We start from the raw sequence: 19,662 nt of genomic DNA on the forward strand, positions 1-19,662 counted from the left end.
AACCGGAAAAACCTTCCCGGCCAAAACACGAGTGCTTGCTGTCACACTCCTGTTGGCAGGGCGTAGGGAGGAAGGGGGGGGTGTGCCGACACCCCCTAGAGCGGCAGCGAGCGGAACTCGTCCAGGACGGCGAAGCCGGTGCGGTCGTAGAGGCTCATCGCCACCTCGTTGCCGCCGAAGACGTTGAACATCAGCGCCCCGTCGCCGCCCTGCCGGGCGGCCCACGCGCCGACGGACATCGCGGCGCGGCCGTGGCCCTTGCCGCGGTGCTGCTCGTACACCTCCAGCGAGAAGCCGAAGGTGACGCCCGGCAGGAAGCCGTGGTTCACCCAGCCCGTGCCGATCACCTGCCCGTCCGCCTCCATCGCGTAGAAGGCGTGCCCGGGGGTGCGGTGACCCTGCGGGAGGTACCGGGCGAAGTCCTCGTCGGACTTGACCTGGGCCTGCTCCGGGGTCAGGGCTCCGGCCCGGACGATGTCCGCGACGTACGCGGCGACCTCGCCGGCGTACCAGCCGGGGTACTCGTCCGCGGTGAGCGGGCGGACGGTGAGGCCCGGCGGCAGTGCGGGGCGCTCGGCCACGGCGCGCAGCCGGTTCTGCCCGCGCACGCGATAGCCGGCGAACAGTCCGGCTGTGGCTGTGCCTGTGACTGCGGGTCCCGGTTCGGCTCCTGCTCCGCCGGTCAGCCGGACCTCCACCCGCCCTGCGCCCCGCTCGGCGCACCACCGCTCGGCCCACGTGCGGGCCGCGGTCGCCGAGTCCGGTCCCGACGCCGTCAGGTCGTGGATCCGGCCCACGGCCGCCCCGTTGTCCTCGGACACCCCGACCGCCGCGATCCACCCGGCGTCGTCGCCCGTGGCCACCGTCCAGTCGTCGACGCCCTTCAGCGCCCGTTCCAGCAGGGCCCGGGCCAGGGCCTGCGAGCACCCCGCTGCCCGGTACCCGGCGAGCACCCGCTCCTCGAAGCCGCCCCGCCACTCGGACCGGTCGGCCACGATCCCTATGCCGCTCGTCCCGCTGTTCCCGCTCGTGCCGCTGTTCCCGCTCGTGCCGTCCATCCGGCCACCCTAGGCAGGGCCGCCGAGGGGGCTCCAGGGGATTTAGATCGCTTCCTTGCGCGTCAGGAAGTTGAAGGAGATCCATCCCGGCAGCACCGGCAGCCAGAACGTCACCACGCGGAACAGCAGCACCGCCGAGAACGCCACCTGGCCGTCCAGCCCCGCCGCGACCAGGCCCAGCGTCAGCGCGCCCTCCACCGCTCCGATGCCGCCCGGTGTGGGAGCGGCCGAGCCCAGGGCGTTGCCGGCCAGGAAGACCACCGCGATGCTCGCGTAGCTGATGGCCTCGCCGCCGCCGAAGGCGCGGATCGAGGCGTCCAGGCACATCACGAAGCAGCCCGTCAGCAGCAGCATCCCGCCGATGCCGGTCAGCAGTTTCTGCGGCCGCTGGAGCACGTCCAGCATGCGCGGGACCACTCCCGCGAACAGGGCCCGCACCCGGGTCGCCACGAACTTCCGCAGGAAGGGCACGGCCGTGACCACGAGCACCAGCACGGCCACCGTCAGCAGACCGGCGATGACGGTCCTCGACGGGGTCATCTCGGGGGTCTTCTCGGTCCCCGTCAGATAGCCGAAGGACAGCAGCAGCAGGATGTGGCTCGCCAGCCCGAAGAGCTGCGAGGCGCCCACGCTGGCCACCGCCAGCCCCGGCCGGATGCCGGCCCGCTGCAGGAAGCGGGTGTTCAGCGCGACACCGCCGACCGCCGCCGGAGCCACCAGCTTCACGAAGGATCCGGCGACCTGGGCCAGCACGGTCCGCAGGAACGGCACCCGCTCGGGCACGAAGCCCAGCAGGCTCATCGCCGCCGCGAAATAGGTGAGCGCCGAGAAGGCGAGCGCCACCCCGACCCAGCCCCACTGCGCGTCGCCGATGGTGGTCGCGAAGTCGACGTGCGCGATCTGCGTGACCAGGAAGTACGCGCCGAACGCGCCCGCGATGAACGACACCAGCGTGCGCGGCCGGATCCGCTCCAGCCGGGCCGGCTCCACCGGCGCCTGCGGGCGGATCAGGAGCACCTGCTGGCGGATCTGGCTCAGCAGGTCCTCCTCGCGGGCCCCGTCGAGCGCGTCGTCCAGGGCCTTCTTCTCGGCCTTCTTCTCGACGGCCGAGCGGGTGGCGGGCGAAGCGGAGCCCGCCTCGCGCAGGGCTTTCGCCGCCCGCGAGGATTCCAGTACGGCCTCCCGCTCGCGGTCCGCACGCTCCCGCGCCAGCTTGCGCAGCGTCGCCCGCGTGGAGCGGCTCAGCGCGATCGGCTGGAGCAGCGGCAGACAGTCCGCGACCGCGTCCGGGCCGAGCACCGACACCGCCGAGGCGACCGAGCGCTCGGCGCCCACCCGCAGGCCGAGGGTGGTGAGCAGCTGCGCGATGTCCATGCGCAGCACGAGGTCGCCGGCCGCGATCTCGCCGCCGCGCAGGTCGGTCAGGGTGATGGTGCCCGCCGCGGAGCCGCCGCCGGCGGTGCCGCTGCCGCTGCCGCTGCCGGAACGATCCACCACGAGGGCGTCCCCGGTCAGCCGCCGGTGCGCGATCCGCCGCGACTGCAGGGCCCGTACCTGCTGCCAGGCGTTGCGGCTCAGCTCGTCGGTGATCTCCTCGTCGGCCAGCTGGTCCAGGCTCCGGCCGCCCAGGTGCTCGTAGACGAGCATCACGGCGTCCGGACCCAGCTCGGAGGTGGCGATGAGCTTGGGCGCGTTGGCTCCGGCGGCGATGGCCGCGTACGCGAGCAGCGCCTCCTGCTCCAGCGCCTGGCGCAGGGACTGCAGACTGCGCCGGGTGGTGATCCCGCGCAGCGTGAGGCGGCGCCAGACCCGGTAGTAGAAGCCCTGGGCCTGCTGCTCCCGGTCCACGACGGTGACGTCGAGCGGCGGGCCGTCCTCCAGGGTGACGTGGTAGCGCCGCCCGCGGTCGCTGACCTCGGTGCTGTCGGGGCCCTCCGGGGACTCGGCGCGCATTGCGCTGACGGGCTGGAATCCGACCCGGCGCAGGCCCGCGAGGAGGTTCTGCCCGGTGGGGCGGACGTTCGGCGAGCCGACCGCGTACAGGGTTCCGTACGCGACGCTCCAGCCGATCAGTACGGTCAGGATGATCGAGAAGGGGGTGGTGTAGCCGCCCACCAGCATCGCGAAGGCGTCCAGCAGCAGGACCACCCACAGGGCGACGCGCCAGCGCGGACGCCGGGTCATCCCGACGGCGGTCATGTACGCGATCACGGGCGCGAGGTAGCCGTGCACCGGATCGGTGAGGGCCCCGTCGGCCATGGTGGGACGGGTGAGGGCTTCCTGGATGGTCGCGGGCGCGGCCTGGGAGACCCAGAGGTCGGTGGCGAGGGTGACCCCGTGCGCGAGGACGGCGGCGAGCACGCCGTCGGCGATGCGCAGTCCGTCGCGCTTGATCAGCCGTTCGATGGCGAAGGCCACGGGGACGAGGAGCACGGCGATGCTGGACACCAGCCCGGCGACCTTGATCAGTACGTCGGGCGCCTGGCCCGTGCCGTTGCTGATGTCGGCTTCCAGACCCGCGGTGGTGCCGTGGGCGAAGGCGGCGATGGCGAGGACGACGGCGATGCCGAGGATCCCGACGAGGAGGCGTACGAGGTCGGAGGGGCGGTGCACGCGGGCGGCGAGCAGCGGCTCGTCGACCTCGACCTGGTCGGCGGCCGTCGGGGTGTGGCCGTGCGGGGTGTCGACGTCCTCGGGGGCCGGGGCCGGGGCTGAGGCTGAGGGCGGGACCGGGACCGGGGCCTGGACCGGGACCGGAGCCTGGGACGGAGCCGGCGTCAGCTCCGCGCGGGTGTCCTTGCGACTGTGCTCGCGACCGTCGTCCCGGCTGTCGTCGCGGCTGTCGTCGCGGCTGTCCTCACGACCCTGTGGCGGGCCTTCGTCTGGGCGCGCGCCGTCGTTCGCCGCCGCGCCGTCCGGAGGACTCACACCCTGCTCCTTTCCCGTCACTTCCGTCTCTTCTTGATCACGTATCACGCGTCACCGCCCGGAAGATGGTGGCATGGACCGGCGGCCACGGGGGGCAGCAGGGTGCGAGCCGGTCCGGAACACCGGCTTCCACGCGCTTGCCGCTCCCGTACCGGTCCGGTGCGGCACCATGGGCCGAATGAGCGAAGAGCTGCCGGCGTACGCGGAACGGGTGCTGGAGGCGGCGGAGCGGATTCCGCCCGGCCGGGTGATGACGTACGGCGACATCGCGGAGTGGCTCGGCGAGGGCGGGCCCCGTCAAGTGGGCCGCGTCATGGCGCTGTACGGCGGAGCCGTTCCCTGGTGGCGCGTGGTGCGGGCCGACGGCCGTCCGCTGCCCGGCAGCGAGCGGCGGGCGCTGGAGAACTACCGCGCCGAGGCCACCCCGCTGCGACTGACCGGCGACGGCGAACCGCGGCTCGACATGCGGCGGGCACGCTGGGACGGGGACGGCGGGGACACAGCGCGGGACGAAGGTCACATGTGACAGCTTCGGCCATGTGCGGCCCGGAGGGGTGGTCGAAGGGACGTGCGAAGCCCCGTAAGGGGGACGCGTGGGACCGGATGGCAGTGAGGGCGCGCCCGAAGGCCGGTGCGAGGCCCGGCGCGACGCCCGGCGTGAGGACGGGAGTCCCGGGGAAACTGCGCCCGCCGCGCGCGTTGCCGTAGCGTTGCCTCTTCGGCTCCGACTCAGGCTCCGACTCAGGCCTCGGCTTCGGCTTGGGCTTGGGCTTCGGTTTGGGCCATCGCCTCGGCTCCGGCTCCGGCCACCGCCCGGGACGGCACCACAGGAGCAGCAGCAACCGCTGCGGCAGCGACCGCCGCAACGGCAGACCCACCAGGACCGGCACCCCACGTGAACACCTCTTCCTCCGACGGCCACCGCTCCGAGCGGCGGCGTACGCGGACCCCGGACGCGTACCGCCTGGTGCGTACCGGTGCGGAGCGGGTGGATCCCCCTGTGCTGGACGCAGGGCAGCGGGCGGTGGTTGAGCACACCGGCGGACCACTGCTGGTCCTGGCCGGACCGGGCACCGGAAAGACGACCACGCTGGTCGAGGCGGTCGCGGCCCGCGTGGAGTCCGGGACCGACCCCGCCCGCATCCTGATCCTCACCTTCAGCCGCAAGGCCGCGGTGGAACTGCGCGACCGGACCGCCCTGCGGCTCGGCGGAGCGCGCGCCCCGCAGGCCACCACCTTCCACTCCTTCTGTTACGGACTGGTCCGCTCCCACCAGGACGCGGAACTGTTCGCGGACCCGCTGCGGCTCCTCTCCGGCCCGGAGCAGGACGTCATGGTCCGCACCCTCCTCGAAGGCCAGCGCCGGATCCGCTCGATCCGCTGGCCGGACGACCTGCGGGCCGCGCTGACCACGCGCGGCTTCGCGGACGAGGTCCGCGCGGTGCTCGCCCGCGCCCGCGAGCTGGGCCTGGGCCCCACCGCCCTCTCCGACTTCGCGTCCCGCCTCGGCCGCCCGGACTGGAAGGCGGCGGCGGCCTTCCTCGCCGAGTACCTGGACGTACTGGACCTCCAGGGCACCCTGGACTACGCGGAACTCCTCCACCGCGCGGTCCTCCTCGCGGAGCGCACCCCCTCGCTCTCGTCCTTGTACGACGTGATCTACGTGGACGAGTACCAGGACACGGACGCCTCGCAGCTGCGCCTGCTGCGCGCACTGGCCGGCCCCTCCGGCCGGCTGACCGCCTTCGGCGACCCCGACCAGTCGATCTACGCCTTCCGCGGCGCGGACATCAACAACATCCTGGACTTCGAGAGCTCCTTCCCCGGAGCGCAGGTCCGCGCCCTCACCACCTCCCGCCGCTCGTCCGCGGTCCTCCTGACCGCCACCCGCCACCTGACCACCCGCATGCAGGTGCCGCGCCTGCCCTCGGCGGCGGTACGGGCCCACCGCGCGCTCGCGTCGACCCGCGAGGGCGGCCGGGTCGAGGTGTTCACCTACCCCACGGCCGGCGCGGAACTGGACAACATCGCCGACATCCTGCGCCGGGCCCACCTGGAAGACGGCGTGCCGTGGCAGGACATGGCCGTCCTGGTCCGCGCGGGCGGCCGTACCCTGCCGCAGATGCGCCGCGCCCTGATCGCGGCGGGAGTTCCGGCCGAAACGGACGGCACGGACGCCCCCCTCCGCCACGAGCCGGCGATAGCCCCCCTCCTCACGGCCCTCCGCACCCTCGCGGAATCCACAACCCCGAACACCCCACAGCCCCCACCCGAGCCGACCACCCCCACCCTCCCCGCCGGACAGCCCACCCCCGGCCTGCCCGCCGGACAGCCCACCCCCGGCCTGCCCGGCCAACAGGCCTTCCCCACGACCTCCGCCGAAGCAGGCCTGCCCGGCCGGCAGGCCGTGCTCGCCACCGCCGCCGAAGGCGCCTCGGAGCCCTCCGGCCCGCAGGCCGTGCCCGGCTCGGCCGGTGCCTCGGCCGGGGCCGAGGGCGAGCCGTCCGACGGAGTCGGGGCCGCTTCCGGCGCCGCCGGCGCCGGGGTGGGCGAGCTCGCTCGCGACCTCGGGGTGGGCGGGCGGGAATCTCCCCCCGCCGCCCAAGGCGGCACCGGCCGCCCCGGCCCCGCCGTCGAGCCCGCCGCAGCGGACGGAGCCCTGCCGGACGGGCGGCAGCCCACCGCAGGCGAAGGGTGGATCGGGGTCGAGGCCGCGCTCGTGCTGCTGTCCTCGCCGCTCGGCGGGATGGACGCCGCCGACCTGCGCCGCCTCGGCCGCGCCCTGCGCGACGAGGAGCGGGCCGCCGGGGTCAAGACGCCCGCGCCCTCCGACGTACTCCTCGCCAGAGCCCTCGCGGAGCCCGAGCGGCTCGTCGCCCACGACCCCGCCTACGCCCGCGGAGCGCAACGCCTCGGACTGCTGCTGCGCAAGGCCCGCGAGCTCCTCGCCGGCGGCGGCACCGCCGAGGAGGTCCTGTGGACCCTCTGGGACGGCACCCCCTGGCCGCAGCGCCTCGAGCGCGGCGCCCGCCGCGGCGGCCCCGCCGGCCGCAACGCCGACCGCGACCTCGACGCGGTCTGCGCGCTCTTCGACACCGCCGCCCGCGCGGAGGAACGTACCGGCGGCCGCGGCGCCCTCAACTTCCTCGAACAGCTCGAAGCCGAGGACATCGCCGGAGACACCCTCACCCCCCGCGCGACCCGCCGCGAGGCCGTCCGCCTCATGACCGCGCACCGCTCCAAGGGCCTGGAGTGGGGACTCGTCGTCGTCGCGGGCGTACAGGAAGGGCTCTGGCCCGACCTGCGCCGCCGCGGCTCCCTCCTCGAAGCCGACCGCATCGGCCGCGACGGCCTCGCCGAACCCCTCACCCCCGGCGCGCTCCTCGCCGAGGAGCGCCGCCTCTTCTACGTCGCCGCCACCCGCGCCCGCGAGCGCCTCGTCGTCACCGCCGTGAAGGCCCCCGCCGAGGACGGCGACCAGCCCTCCCGCCTCCTCACCGAGCTCGGCGTCCCCGTCAAGGACGTCACCGGACGCCCCCGGCGCCCCCTCGCCGTGCCCGCGCTCGTCGCGGAACTCCGCTCCACCACCGTCGACCCCGACGCCTCGCCCGCCCTGCGCGACGCCGCCGCCCGGCGCCTCGCCCGGCTCGCCGTGCTCACCGACGACGAGGACCGCCCGCTCGTCCCGGCCGCGCACCCGCAGCGCTGGTGGGGGCTGTACGAGCCCACCCGCAGCAGCGTCCCGCTGCGCGACCGGGACCACCCCGTGGCCCTGTCCGGCTCCGCCCTGGAGCAGCTCGCCAACACCTGCTCCCTCCAGTGGTTCCTGGGCCGCGAGGTCAAGGCCGACGCCCCCTCCACCGCCGCCCAGGGCTTCGGCAACGTCGTCCACGTCCTCGCCGACGAGGTCGCCTCCGGCCGCACCCCCGCCGACCTTGCCGTCCTCATGGAACGCCTCGACTCCGTCTGGGACTCGCTCGCCTTCGACGCCCCCTGGAAGTCCCGCCAGGAGAAGGACAACGCCCGCGCCGCCCTGGAGCGCTTCCTGCGCTGGCACACCACCGACCGCGGCGGCCGGGCGGCCGTGGCCACCGAGCACGATTTCGACGTCACCCTGGAAGCGGGGGAGTACGCCGTCCGGGTGCGCGGCTCCATGGACCGCGTCGAGGCGGACGCGCAGGGCCGCGCGTACGTCGTCGACTTCAAGACCGGCAAGTCCGCGCCGACCTCCAAGGAGGTCGAACGCCACCCGCAGCTCGCCGTTTACCAGCTCGCCGTACGAGAGGGCGCCGTCGACGAGGTCTTCGACGGCCTGCGCCCCGCACCCGGCGGCGCCGAACTCGTGCAGCTCCGCCAGGGCGCCGCCCAGCGCGACGGAGGCGACACGGTGCCCAAGATCCAGGCGCAGCAGGCCCTGGAGGGCGGCGCCCCCGGCGAATGGGTCGGCGACCTGCTCGCCACCGCGGCCGGCCGGGTCCTCGACGAGCGCTTCGCCCCCGTCCTCGGCAAGCACTGCGACCACTGCTCCTTCCGCGCCTCGTGCAGCGCCCGCCCGGAGGGCCGCCAGACGGTGGAGTAGCCCACGCACCGCCCCGGACATCCGGCCCCCGCCGAGGCACCCCGGCGGGGCACCCCGGCGGGGCATCGAGGCCGGGCACCCCGCCGAGGCACCCCGGCCCGGCACCCCTGCGGGGCATCGAGGCCCGGAACCCCCGGAACCCCCGGAACCCCCGGCGCTCCTGCCTCCGTGGCGGGGCCCGGGCTGGCCCGAGACAGCGGGCGCCCCGGCCGGGCACCACGGCCGGGCTTCCTGGGGGCTCCGCAGCCCTGCCCCCGCCCTCCGCCCCCCCCGGCTCTCCGGCATCCCGGCCCGGCATCCCGGCGGGGCATCGCGGCCGGGCATCCCCGGCATCCCCGGCATCTCCGGCACCCCGGCACTCCTGCCCCCAGGGGGAGGGCCCGGGGCCCCCGGCCGGGCATTCCGGCGGCGCACGGCAGCCCGCCCCCTGGCCCGGCCCCGGGCCGGCGGCCCGCCCCGCTCCGGGCGGGCGGGACTGTCAGAGCGGGCGGCTAGCCTTTTCATGTGCCCGCGCGTCCGTCCGTCCCTCCGGCCCTGCCGCTCTCCGCGCCCGCAAAAGCGCCGCAGGCAGCGGTCCTCACCGATCCCGAGCAGCTCAAGGAGCTCCTGGGGATCCCCTTCACGCCCGAACAGATGGCCTGCGTCACCGCCCCGCCCGCCCCGCAGGTCATCGTGGCCGGCGCCGGCTCCGGCAAGACCACCGTCATGGCCGCCCGCGTGGTCTGGCTGGTCGGCACCGGCGCGGTGGCACCCGAGCAGGTACTCGGCCTGACCTTCACCAACAAGGCCGCCGGCGAGCTCGCCGAGCGCGTACGGACCGCCCTCGCGCGCGCCGGGATCAGCGATCCGGACCCCTCCCCGGCCGAGGCCGACTCCGCGGGCGGGGAGCCGCGCATCTCCACGTATCACGCCTTCGCCGGCCAGCTCCTCAAGGACCACGGCCTGCGCATCGGCCTGGAGCCCAGCGCCCGGCTGCTCGCCGACGCCACCCGCTTCCAGCTCGCCGCCCGCGTGCTCCGCGAGGCCCCCGGGCCCTACCCGTCCCTCACCAAATCCGTTCCCGACCTGGTCAGCGACCTGCTCGCGCTCGACGGGGAGCTCTCCGAGCACCTCGTACCGCCGGAGCGCCTGCGCGCGTACGACACGGAGCTCCTCTCCGCCCTCGCGGACGTCAAGCTGAGCAACGAGGACCTGCGCAAGGTGCCCGAGGCGGTCCGCGGCCGCCTGGAACTGCTGGAGCTGGTCTCCCGCTACCGCGCGGCCAAACACTCCCGCGACCTCCTCGACTTCGGCGACCAGATAGCCCTCTCCGCGCAGCTCGCCACCACCCGGCCCGAGGTCGGCGCCCTGCTGCGCGAGGAGTTCCGCGTCGTCCTGCTCGACGAGTACCAGGACACCTCGGTCGCGCAGCGACTGCTGCTGTCCGGGCTGTTCGGCGGAGGCACCGGGCACGCCGTGACCGCCGTCGGCGACCCCTGCCAGGCCATCTACGGCTGGCGCGGCGCCTCCGTGGCCAACCTCGACGACTTCCCCGAGCACTTCCCGTACGCCGACGGCAGCCCCGCCACCCGCTTCTCCCTCAGCGAGAACCGGCGCAGCGGCGGCCGCCTCCTGGACCTCGCCAACGAGCTCGCCGCCCCGCTGCGCGCCATGCACGAGGGAGTCGAGGCCCTGCGCCCCGCACCCGGCGCGGAGCGCGACGGCTCCGTCCGGTGCGCGCTGCTGGAGACCCATGCCCAGGAGCTCGACTGGATCGGCGATTCCATCGCCCACCTGGTCCGTACGGGCACGGAGCCGCGGGAGATCGCCGTACTGTGCCGCTCGGGCGGGGACTTCGCGCGGATCCAGGCGGTCCTCGTCGAGCGGGACGTCCCGGTCGAAGTGGTCGGCCTGTCCGGCCTGCTCCACCTCCCCGAGGTCGCGGACCTCGTCGCCGTCTGCGAGGTCCTCCAGGACCCGGGAGCCAACGCCGCGCTCGTCCGGCTGCTCATCGGGCCGCGCTGGCGCATCGGCGCCCGCGACCTGGCCCTGCTGGGCCGCCGCGCCCGCACCCTGATCTCCCGCTCCCCCTCCTCCTCCGGCGACGACGACCGCCTCGCGGCGGCGGTGGAGGGCGTGGACCCGGCGGAGATCGTGTCGCTGGCCGACGCCCTGGAAACCTTCCTGGACGGTGCGGGCCAGTCGGCCCCCGACCAGCTGCCCTTCTCGGCCGCGGCCAGGGTCCGCTTCGCGCACCTGGCCCAGGAACTGCGCGACCTGCGGCGTTCCCTCTCGGACCCCCTGATGGACGTCCTGCACCGCGTCCTGTCGACGACCGGCCTCGACGTGGAGCTGGCTTCGTCCCCGCACGCGCTGGCGGCCCGCCGCCGGGAGACCTTGTCGAGCTTCATGGACGTGGCGGCCGGCTTCGCCTCGCTCGACGGCGAAGCCTCCCTCCTTGCCTTCCTGGCCTTCCTGCGCACGGCGGCCCAGTACGAGAAGGGCCTGGACCACGCCCTCCCGGGCGGCGAGAACACGGTCAAGGTCCTGACGGCCCACAAGTCCAAGGGCCTGGAGTGGGACGTGGTGGTGGTCCCCGACCTCTCCGCGGGCTCGTTCCCGAAGGAGAAGGCCCCGGAGGCCTGGACCTCGTACGCGAAGGTCCTCCCGTACGCCCTGCGCGGGGACGCCCCGACCCTCCCGCCGGCCCCGGAGTGGACCTCGCAGGGCCTGCGCGCCTTCAAGTCGGCCCTCAAGTCCCACAAGGCCGTCGAGGAACTCCGCCTCGGCTACGTCACCTTCACCCGCCCGCGCTCGCTCCTCCTGGCCTCGGGCCACTGGTGGGGCCCGACGCAGAAGAAGCCGCGGGGCCCGTCCTCCTTCCTCTCCGCCCTGTACGACCACTGCGCCGCGGGCCACGGCGAGATCGACGCCTGGGCCGACGCCCCCGCCCCGGACGCGGAAAACCCGTCCCTGTCCACGGACTCCACCCCGGACCACTCCTGGCCCCTCCCCCTGGACCCCACCTCCCTCACCCTCCGCCGCGAGGCGGCCGCCCTGGTCGAGTCCTACCTCCACCCACCCCGCGAGGCGTCCCCGCACGCGGGCTCCCGGGGCACCCGGGGCGACTCGGCGGACGCCGGCACCCGTGGCGACTCGGCCTACGCCGGGCCCCGGGGTGACTCGGCCTACGCCGGGACCCCGGGAGCCGCGGACCACACGCGGACCCGGGATCGGTCGCAGTACTCCGATCACCCTGGGCCCTGGGAGGAACCGGAGCACCAGGCGGAGCCCTGGGAGCACCCGCCCGCCCCGGAGGACGCCTACCTCTGGCCCCCGCACTGCGAAGACCCCGCCTACGACGAAGAGCCCCCGCCCCCGTGGCAGGACCCGTCCGACGCCCCCACGGCAACGACCGCCCCGTGGTCGGCCCCGTCGGACGCCTCCACGGCAACGACCGTCCCGTGGCCGGCCCCGGCTGACGCGTCGGCGGCCGATGCCCCGTGGCAGGACCCGTCAGGCGACCCCGCCATCCCGGACGCCACCCGGCCGCACGCCGGAGCGGACCAGCCCGCGCCCGCCGCCCGCCCCGGCACGGCGCTGCCCGCCGCCGCGGGCGGCACCCCGCAGGGGGTCCGGGGCGCAGCCCCGGTTTCGGGAAGGGGCGGGTTGGGGGAAGAAGAACCCCCGGCCCCCACCGACCCGTGGCCGGAGGCCGCGCCCAGTCCGCGCCCGGCCGCACCCGGCGACGACCTGTGGCCGCAGGACGAGGACCCGGCATGGGCTGAGTCAGGGCCCCGCCCGGCCGCCCCCGCAGACGACCTGTGGCCGCAGGACGGCGACCCGGCACGGTCCGCACTCCGCCCCCACCCCGCCGCACCCGATGACGACCTGTGGCCCGAGGACGGCTCCGCGACCGCGCCCCATCCCCGCCCCCACCCCGCCGCCCCCGGCGACCCGTGGCCCGGCGACGGCGACGGCGACGCAGACGGCGACGGCGCCGCGGCCGCGCCCAAGCCCCGGCCGCGCCGCCCCGCGACGCCCGCCGCCGGCGACGGCGGCGTCGAGGACCTGTGGCCCGAGTACACAGCCGGCCCCGGCCCCGCCCCCCGCCTGACCCCCGAAGACGCAAGAGCCATCGCCTCCTGGGACCGCGACCTCGACGCCCTGGAGGGCGAACTCCGCCGAGCCCGCGAGGCCGTCCGCGACGTGGAGCTCCCCCCCGCGCTCTCCGCGAGCCAACTGCTCCGCCTCGCCTCCGACGAGCAGGGCTTCGTACGCGACCTCGCCCGCCCCATGCCCAAGCCCCCGCAGCCCGCCGCCCGCCAGGGCACCCGGTTCCACGCGTGGGTGGAGTCCCGCTTCGACGAGCTCCCGCTGCCCCACCTCGACGTCCTCGACCCCCTCACGGACCTCCCCGGAGCTCCGGCCCCCGGAGGGGACGGCTCCGACCAGGACATCGTGGACGAGGCCGACCTCGATTCGCTCAAGGCGGCCTTCGAGCGGAGCGCGTACGCCGACCGGACCCCGTACCGCATGGAGGTCCCGGTCCAGCTGACCCTCGCCGGCCGGGTGATCCGGGGCCGGATCGACGCCGTGTACCGCAACGAGGAAGACGGCGGCTACGAGATCGTCGACTGGAAGACCGGCCGCACCACCGAGGCCGACCCGCTCCAGCTGGCCGTCTACCGCCTGGCCTGGGCGGAAGCCACGAACACCCCCCTCGCCGAGGTCACGGCAGTATTCCTGCACGTCCGCAGCGGCCGCGTGATCCGCCCCCGCAACCTCCCCGACCGCGCTCGTCTTGAGCAGATCCTCCAAGGCAAAACGGACACGGAAAGCGACCATCGAACGGACGGCTAGGCTCGTGGCCATGAGCGACACCCCGGCGGACAGCGTCGTCCGCACGTACATCGACACCCACCGCGCCGCCTTCCTCGAAGACCTCGCCGAGTGGCTCCGCATCCCCTCCGTCTCGGCCCAGCCCGAGCACGCGGACGACGTACGGCGCAGCGCCGACTGGCTGGCCGCGAAGCTGGGGGAGACCGGTTTCCCGGTCACCGAGGTCTGGCAGACGGCCGGCGCTCCCGCCGTCTTCGCCGAGTGGCCGAGCGCGGACCCCGCGGCCCCCACCGTCCTCGTCTACGGGCACCACGACGTGCAGCCCGCCGCCCTCGCCGACGGCTGGCACACCGACCCGTTCGAGCCGGTGATCAAGGACGGCCGGATGTACGGGCGCGGCGCCGCCGACGACAAGGGGCAGGTCTTCTTCCACACCCTCGGCGTCCGGGCCCACCTCGCCGCGACCGGCGCGTCCGCCCCCGCCGTGCACCTCAAGCTGATCATCGAGGGCGAGGAGGAGTCCGGTTCCCCGCACTTCCGCGCCCTCGTGGAGCGCGAGGCGGCCCGCCTCGCCGCCGACGTCGTGATCGTCTCCGACACCGGCATGTGGTCCGAGACCACGCCCACCGTCTGCACCGGCATGCGCGGCGTCGCCGACTGCGAGATCGACCTGTTCGGGCCCGACCAGGACATCCACTCGGGTGCCTTCGGCGGCGCCGTGCCGAATCCGGCCACCGTCGCCGCCCGCCTCGTCGCGGCCCTGCACGACGCGGACGAGCGGGTCACGATCCCCGGCTTCTACGACAACATCGCCGAACTCACGGACGCGGAGCGGGCGCTGATCGCCGAGCTCCCCTTCGACGAGAGCGAGTGGCTCCGTACGGCCAAGTCGTACGCGGCCTCGGGCGAGGCCGGCTACTCCACGCTGGAGCGCGTCTGGGCCCGTCCGACCGCCGAGGTCAACGGCATCGGCGGCGGCTACCAGGGACCCGGCGGCAAGACCATCGTGCCCGCCTCGGCGCACCTGAAGCTGTCTTTCCGCCTGGTCTCGGGGCAGGACCCGTACGAGGTCGAAACGGCCGTCACGGCCTGGGTCGCGGAGCGCGTCCCGGCCGGAATCCGGCATTCCATCACCTTCGGCGCCCCGACCCGGCCGTGCCTGACCCCGCTGGACCACCCGGCGCTGCAGTCGGTCGTACGCGCCATGAGCAGGGCCTTCGGCCAGAAGGTCCGCTTCACCCGCGAGGGCGGCTCGGGGCCGGCGGCCGACCTCCAGGACGTGCTGAACGCCCCCGTCCTCTTCCTCGGGATCTCCGTGCCCTCCGACGGCTGGCACTCGCCGAACGAGAAGGTCGAGCTCGACCTGCTCACCAAGGGCGTCGAGACGGCCGCCTACCTCTGGGCCGACCTGGCCGCCCACTGGAAGCCGGCGTCCGCTTGAGGACGCCACACGCGCCACACGCGCCACACGCGCGACGAGCACCACACACGCCACCGCACACCCGTCCGTCCTGCTGAGCCTGCCTGTGTCCCGCCACCGGGGGAGTTGGAAGTACCTGTGAGCACCCATACCGAGTCCGAGCGCCCGATCTCGCTGGCCGCGCCCAGCGGCATCGACCGCGCCGCGCACCACCGCCTCGACGAGGCGTGGCTCGCCGCGGCGTGGAGCCACCCCAGCACCCGCGTCTTCGTCGTCTCGGGCGGTCAGGTCCTGATCGACGACACCCCCGACGGCGGCACCGCGATCGTGATGACCCCGGCCTTCGAGGCCCCGGTCACCGAGACGCACCGGTACTTCCTGGGGACCGACGAGGACGGCGTACGGTACTTCGCGCTGCAGAAGGACTCGCTGCCCGGCCGCATGGACCAGTCGGCCCGCCCGGCCGGCCTGCGCGAGGCCGGAATGCTGCTCTCCGCGCGGGACGCCGGGCTGATGGTGCACGCGGTGGCGCTGGAGAACTGGCAGCGCATGCACCGTTTCTGCTCCCGCTGCGGCGAGCGCACGGTGGTCGCCGCGGCCGGGCACATCCGCCGCTGCCCGGGCTGCGGTGCCGAGCACTACCCGCGGACCGACCCGGCCGTGATCATGCTGGTCACGGATGACCAGGACCGCGCGCTGCTGGGCCGCCAGGTGCACTGGCCCGAGGGCCGCTTCTCCACCCTCGCGGGGTTCGTCGAACCGGGCGAGTCGATCGAACAGTCGGTCATCCGCGAGGTCTGGGAGGAAGCGGGCGTCAAGGTCGGCGAGGTCGACTACGTCGCCAGCCAGCCCTGGCCGTTCCCGTACAGCCTGATGCTGGGCTTCACGGCGCGCGCCGTGACCTTCGAGATCACCGTCGACGGCGACGAGATCCAGGAGGCCCGCTGGTTCTCCCGCGACGACCTGCGCACGGCGATCGAGACCGGCGAGGTCCTCCCGCCGGCGGGCATCTCCATCGCGGCCCGCCTGGTCGAGCTCTGGTACGGCAAGCCGCTCCCGAAGCCGGTCACGACCGCCTGACAGCCGGCCCCCGCACCGCCCGGACAGCGACGAAGGCCCCCGCTCCGCCGGGGGCCTTCGTCCGTCCCCGGTCAGGCGGTACTGCCCCCGTCGCGGCCGGCCGGTCGGACAGCGGTTCGGCGAGCGGGTCGGCCAGCGGTTCCGCCAGCCGGTCCAGGCGGACGCGCTGGGCCCCGGTCAGCCGGAGGCCCTCCGCGGCGAGGTTCTCCTCGAGGTGGGCGATCCGGGACGTGCCCGGGATCGGGAGGACCACCGGCGAATGCCCGAGGAGCCAGGCGAGCGCGACCTGCGTGGGCGTGGCTCCGGCCTCGGCCGCCACGGCGGCGATCTCGGCGGTCGCCCCCGACCGCCCCCAGGCGACGGTCGCCCACGGCAGGAACGCGATGCCCGCCGCCTCGCAGGCCGCGAGCACGGGCTCGTGCTCCCGGTCGAGCAGGTTGTAGCGGTTCTGCACGCTCGCGATGTCGACGATCTCCCGCGCCGCGTCGAGTTCGCCGACGGTGACCTCCGACAGCCCGATGTGGCCGATCTTGCCCTCGGCCCGCAGGTCCCGCAGCGTGCCGATCTGGTCGGCGAGGGGCGTCCGCGGATCGATGCGGTGCAGCTGGAGCAGCCCGATCCGCTCGACGCGCAGCCGGCGCAGCGCCTGCTCGACCTGCTCGCGCAGCGCGGCCGGCCGCGCGTCCTGCGTCCAGTCGCCCGACGGGACGGACCGGGCGATGCCGACCTTGGTGGTGACGAGGACCCCGTCCGGATAGGGGTGCAGCGCTTCGGCCAGCAGCTCCTCGTTGGCGCCCCAGCCGTACATGTGGGCGGTGTCGATCAGCGTGACGCCCAGCTCGACGGCCCGCCGGGCCACCGCGAGCGCACCCTCACGGCCCGGACCCGGGGCCGTGGGCAAGCGCATGGCCCCGAATCCGAGCCTGCGCACTTCCAGATCCCCGCCGATGCGAAACACGGTCGTAGTCGTCACGTGTCGTTCCTTCCCCCTTGATCAAGGGGGGACGCTAACAGGGCGGTTGACCGGACCCGCCCCGGAAACGCAGAAGCCCCCGCCTCGGCGGGGGCTTTCCGTGCGTGGTGCTCAGCACGTCAGACGGCGAGGGCCTGCTTGACCTGGGCCAGGCTCGGGTTCGTCATGACCGACTCGCTGCCGGCCGCGGAGGTGACGAGGACGGTGGGAACCGTCTGGTTGCCGCCGTTCGCCTTCTCCACGAACGCCGCGGACTGGGGGTCGAGCTCGATGTTGATCTCGGTGTAGGCGATGCCTTCCCGGTCCATCTGGCTCTTCAGCCGACGGCAGTAGCCGCACCAGGTCGTGCTGTACATCGTGACCGTTCCCGCGTCCTGCATGCTGCGCTCTCCATTCGTGGGTGCTCGTTGGCCCGATCGGCCCAGGTGCTTGAACGTACGGGACCGCGCCCCCATTCCCGGAGCGCCCGTACCCCGCTCCGGTACGCCCCAGGCCGGGTACGCCCCCGCTCCGGTACGACCATGTTCCTGTCGGACGAGCGCGGGCGGCCTGTGGACGGATTTCCCGGCCTCCCCACGAGACCTGGCAGCATGGCGGGGTGACATCAGCAACGCACTCCTCATCCTTCACGCCCGGCGCCGACTCGGCCGACGCGGTGCTCCTGGGCCTGGACCCGGAGCAGCGCGAGGTCGCGACGACCCTGCGCGGGCCGGTGTGCGTGCTCGCGGGCGCCGGTACGGGCAAGACCCGGGCGATCACCCACCGCATCGCCTACGGGGTCCGCTCCGGCCAGCTGATGCCGGCGAGCGTGCTGGCCGTCACGTTCACCAACCGGGCCGCCGGCGAGATGCGCGGCCGCCTGCGCGAGCTGGGCGCCGGCGGGGTGCAGGCACGGACCTTCCACTCCGCCGCCCTGCGCCAGCTCCAGTACTTCTGGCCCAAGGCGGTCGGCGGCGACGTGCCCCGGCTGCTGGAGCGCAAGATCCAGTTCGTCTCCGAGGCGGGCGCGCGCTGCCGCATCCGACTCGACCGGGGCGAGCTGCGCGATGTCACCGGCGAGATCGAATGGGCGAAGGTCACCCAGACGGTTCCCGCCGACTACCCGGCGGCCGCCCGCAAGTCCGGCCGCGAGGCACCCCGGGACCTGGCCGAGATCGCCCAGATCTACGGGACGTACGAGCAGCTCAAGCGCGACCGCGGCATGATCGACTTCGAGGACGTGCTCCTCCTCACCGTCGGCATCCTGCAGGACCGCCACGACATCGCCGAGCAGATCCGCACCCAGTACCAGCACTTCGTCGTCGACGAGTACCAGGACGTCAGCCCGCTCCAGCAGCGGCTGCTGGACCTCTGGCTCGGCGAGCGCGACACCCTCTGCGTGGTCGGCGACGCCAGTCAGACGATCTACTCCTTCACCGGCGCCACCCCCGACCACCTGCTGAACTTCCGCACCAAGTACCCGCAGGCCACCGTGGTCAAGCTGGTCCGCGACTACCGCTCCACCCCCCAGGTGGTCCACCTCGCCAACGGGCTCCTCGCCCAGGCCAAGGGCCGAGCCGCCGAGCACCGCCTGGAGCTGGTCTCCCAGCGCGAGACCGGCCCCGACCCGGTCTACGCCGAGTACGCGGACGAGCCCGCCGAGGCCGAGGGCATCGCCCACCGGATCCGGGACCTCGTCAAGGCCGGCGTCCCGGCGGGCGAGATCGCCGTGCTCTACCGCATCAACGCCCAGTCCGAGGTCTACGAGCAGGCCCTCGCCGACGCCGGGGTCCCCTACCAGCTGCGCGGAGCCGAGCGCTTCTTCGAGCGCGCCGAGGTCCAGAAGGCGATCCTCGCCCTGCGCGGAGCCGCCCGCTCCGGCGGCAACGACCGGCTGCTCGACGACGTCGTGGAGCTCGGCTCCCAGGTCCGGGCCGTGCTCAGCTCCACCGGCTGGACCAGCGCACCGCCCGCCGGTTCCGGCGCCGTCCGCGACCAGTGGGAATCGCTGGCCGCGCTGGTCCGGCTCGCCGAGGACTTCGCCCGCAGCCGGCCGTCCGCGACCCTGGCCGACCTGACGGTCGAGCTGGACGAACGCAAGGCCGCCCAGCACGCCCCGACCGTCCAGGGCGTCACCCTCGCCTCGCTGCACGCGGCGAAGGGCCTCGAGTGGGACGCCGTGTTCCTCGTCGGCCTGACCGACGGCATGATCCCGATCACCTATGCGAAGACCGACGAGCAGGTCGAGGAGGAGCGCCGGCTGCTCTACGTCGGCGTCACCCGCGCCCGGCACCACCTGACGCTCTCCTGGGCCCTCTCCCGGACTCCCGGCGGCCGCGGGTCCCGACGGCCCAGCCGCTTCCTGAACGGCCTGAGGCCGGGCTCCCTGGCGCCGGGAAGCAGCCCGGGCGGTCCGGTCGAGCCCGGGGCCCGCAAACGGGGCCGCCGCGGTCCGGCCGTGTGCCGGGTCTGCCGCAAGACCCTGACCGACGCAGGCGAGCTGAAACTGATGCGCTGCGAGGACTGCCCTTCGGACATGGACGAAGGCCTCTACGAGCGCCTGCGCGACTGGCGCGCGGTCCAGGCGAAGGAGCAGGGCATGCCCGGCTACTGCGTCTTCACGGACAAGACCCTGATGGCCATCGCGGAGGCCGCACCCTCGCAGGAGGGAGAGCTCTCGATGATCTCCGGAGTGGGTGCCCGGAAGCTCGAGCGGTACGGAGCCGACGTGCTGGCCATCTGTGCAGGTGGGGAGCCCGGGACGGAAGATCCTGACGACGCGTAGAAACTCGTCGTAAAAATAGTTTGCACATGCCCAGCGAAG

General features: G+C 74.4%; 9 protein-coding genes and 1 pseudogene. 6 read left to right on the plus strand and 4 right to left on the minus strand.

Annotation, left to right across the window (positions count from 1 at the left end):
• Nucleotides 1-95 precede the first annotated feature (95 nt).
• Nucleotides 96-1,058, minus strand: coding sequence for a GNAT family N-acetyltransferase (locus tag ACFWBW_RS26115; protein ID WP_385376869.1), 963 nt, complete (start codon nucleotides 1,056-1,058; stop codon nucleotides 96-98).
• A gap of 42 nt (nucleotides 1,059-1,100) precedes the next feature.
• Nucleotides 1,101-3,986 carry a YbhN family protein gene (locus ACFWBW_RS26120; protein ID WP_385376872.1) on the minus strand — a complete coding sequence of 962 codons (2,886 nt, stop codon included), beginning with the start codon at nucleotides 3,984-3,986 and terminating at the stop codon, nucleotides 1,101-1,103.
• A 178-nt stretch (nucleotides 3,987-4,164) separates the two neighbouring features.
• On the opposite strand from ACFWBW_RS26120, the gene ACFWBW_RS26125 reads away from it, so the two are divergent.
• The 5 genes from ACFWBW_RS26125 (at nucleotide 4,165) to nudC (ending at nucleotide 15,886) form a co-directional block, all read left to right on the plus strand.
• A complete protein-coding gene (locus ACFWBW_RS26125; RefSeq protein WP_250741795.1) occupies nucleotides 4,165-4,512 on the plus strand; it encodes an MGMT family protein in 348 nt (115 codons plus the stop codon).
• Between the two features lie 441 nt (nucleotides 4,513-4,953).
• A complete protein-coding gene (locus tag ACFWBW_RS26130) occupies nucleotides 4,954-8,565 on the plus strand; it encodes a UvrD-helicase domain-containing protein (protein ID WP_385376989.1) in 3,612 nt (1,203 codons plus the stop codon).
• Between the two features lie 534 nt (nucleotides 8,566-9,099).
• Nucleotides 9,100-13,407, plus strand: a complete 4,308-nt coding sequence (locus ACFWBW_RS26135) for a UvrD-helicase domain-containing protein (protein ID WP_385376992.1) — start codon at nucleotides 9,100-9,102, stop codon at nucleotides 13,405-13,407.
• Between the two features lie 10 nt (nucleotides 13,408-13,417).
• Nucleotides 13,418-14,827, plus strand: a complete 1,410-nt coding sequence (locus tag ACFWBW_RS26140; protein WP_385376875.1) for a dipeptidase — start codon at nucleotides 13,418-13,420, stop codon at nucleotides 14,825-14,827.
• 105 nt (nucleotides 14,828-14,932) lie between these two features.
• Entirely contained in the window at nucleotides 14,933-15,886 is a 954-nt protein-coding gene (nudC, locus tag ACFWBW_RS26145) for an NAD(+) diphosphatase (protein ID WP_385376878.1), read from the plus strand.
• Nucleotides 15,887-16,022: 136 nt separating this feature from the next.
• Here nudC and ACFWBW_RS26150 read toward each other — a convergent pair.
• Together ACFWBW_RS26150 and ACFWBW_RS26155 are read right to left on the minus strand one after the other, a co-directional pair.
• A pseudogene (locus ACFWBW_RS26150) lies at nucleotides 16,023-16,793 on the minus strand (aldo/keto reductase); the annotation flags it as partial.
• Between the two features lie 185 nt (nucleotides 16,794-16,978).
• Nucleotides 16,979-17,239 (minus strand): mycoredoxin, encoded by a 261-nt coding sequence (locus ACFWBW_RS26155; RefSeq protein WP_385376881.1) that lies wholly within the window; start codon nucleotides 17,237-17,239, stop codon nucleotides 16,979-16,981.
• Nucleotides 17,240-17,457: 218 nt separating this feature from the next.
• Here ACFWBW_RS26155 and ACFWBW_RS26160 point away from each other — a divergent pair, with 218 nt between their 5' ends.
• Nucleotides 17,458-19,623: an ATP-dependent DNA helicase UvrD2 gene (locus ACFWBW_RS26160; protein WP_385376884.1), complete on the plus strand. Its 2,166-nt coding sequence runs from the start codon at nucleotides 17,458-17,460 to the stop codon at nucleotides 19,621-19,623.
• Nucleotides 19,624-19,662 lie beyond the last annotated feature (39 nt).

This window comes from Streptomyces sp. NPDC059957, from assembly GCF_042730015.1.
Taxonomy (GTDB): domain Bacteria; phylum Actinomycetota; class Actinomycetes; order Streptomycetales; family Streptomycetaceae; genus Streptomyces.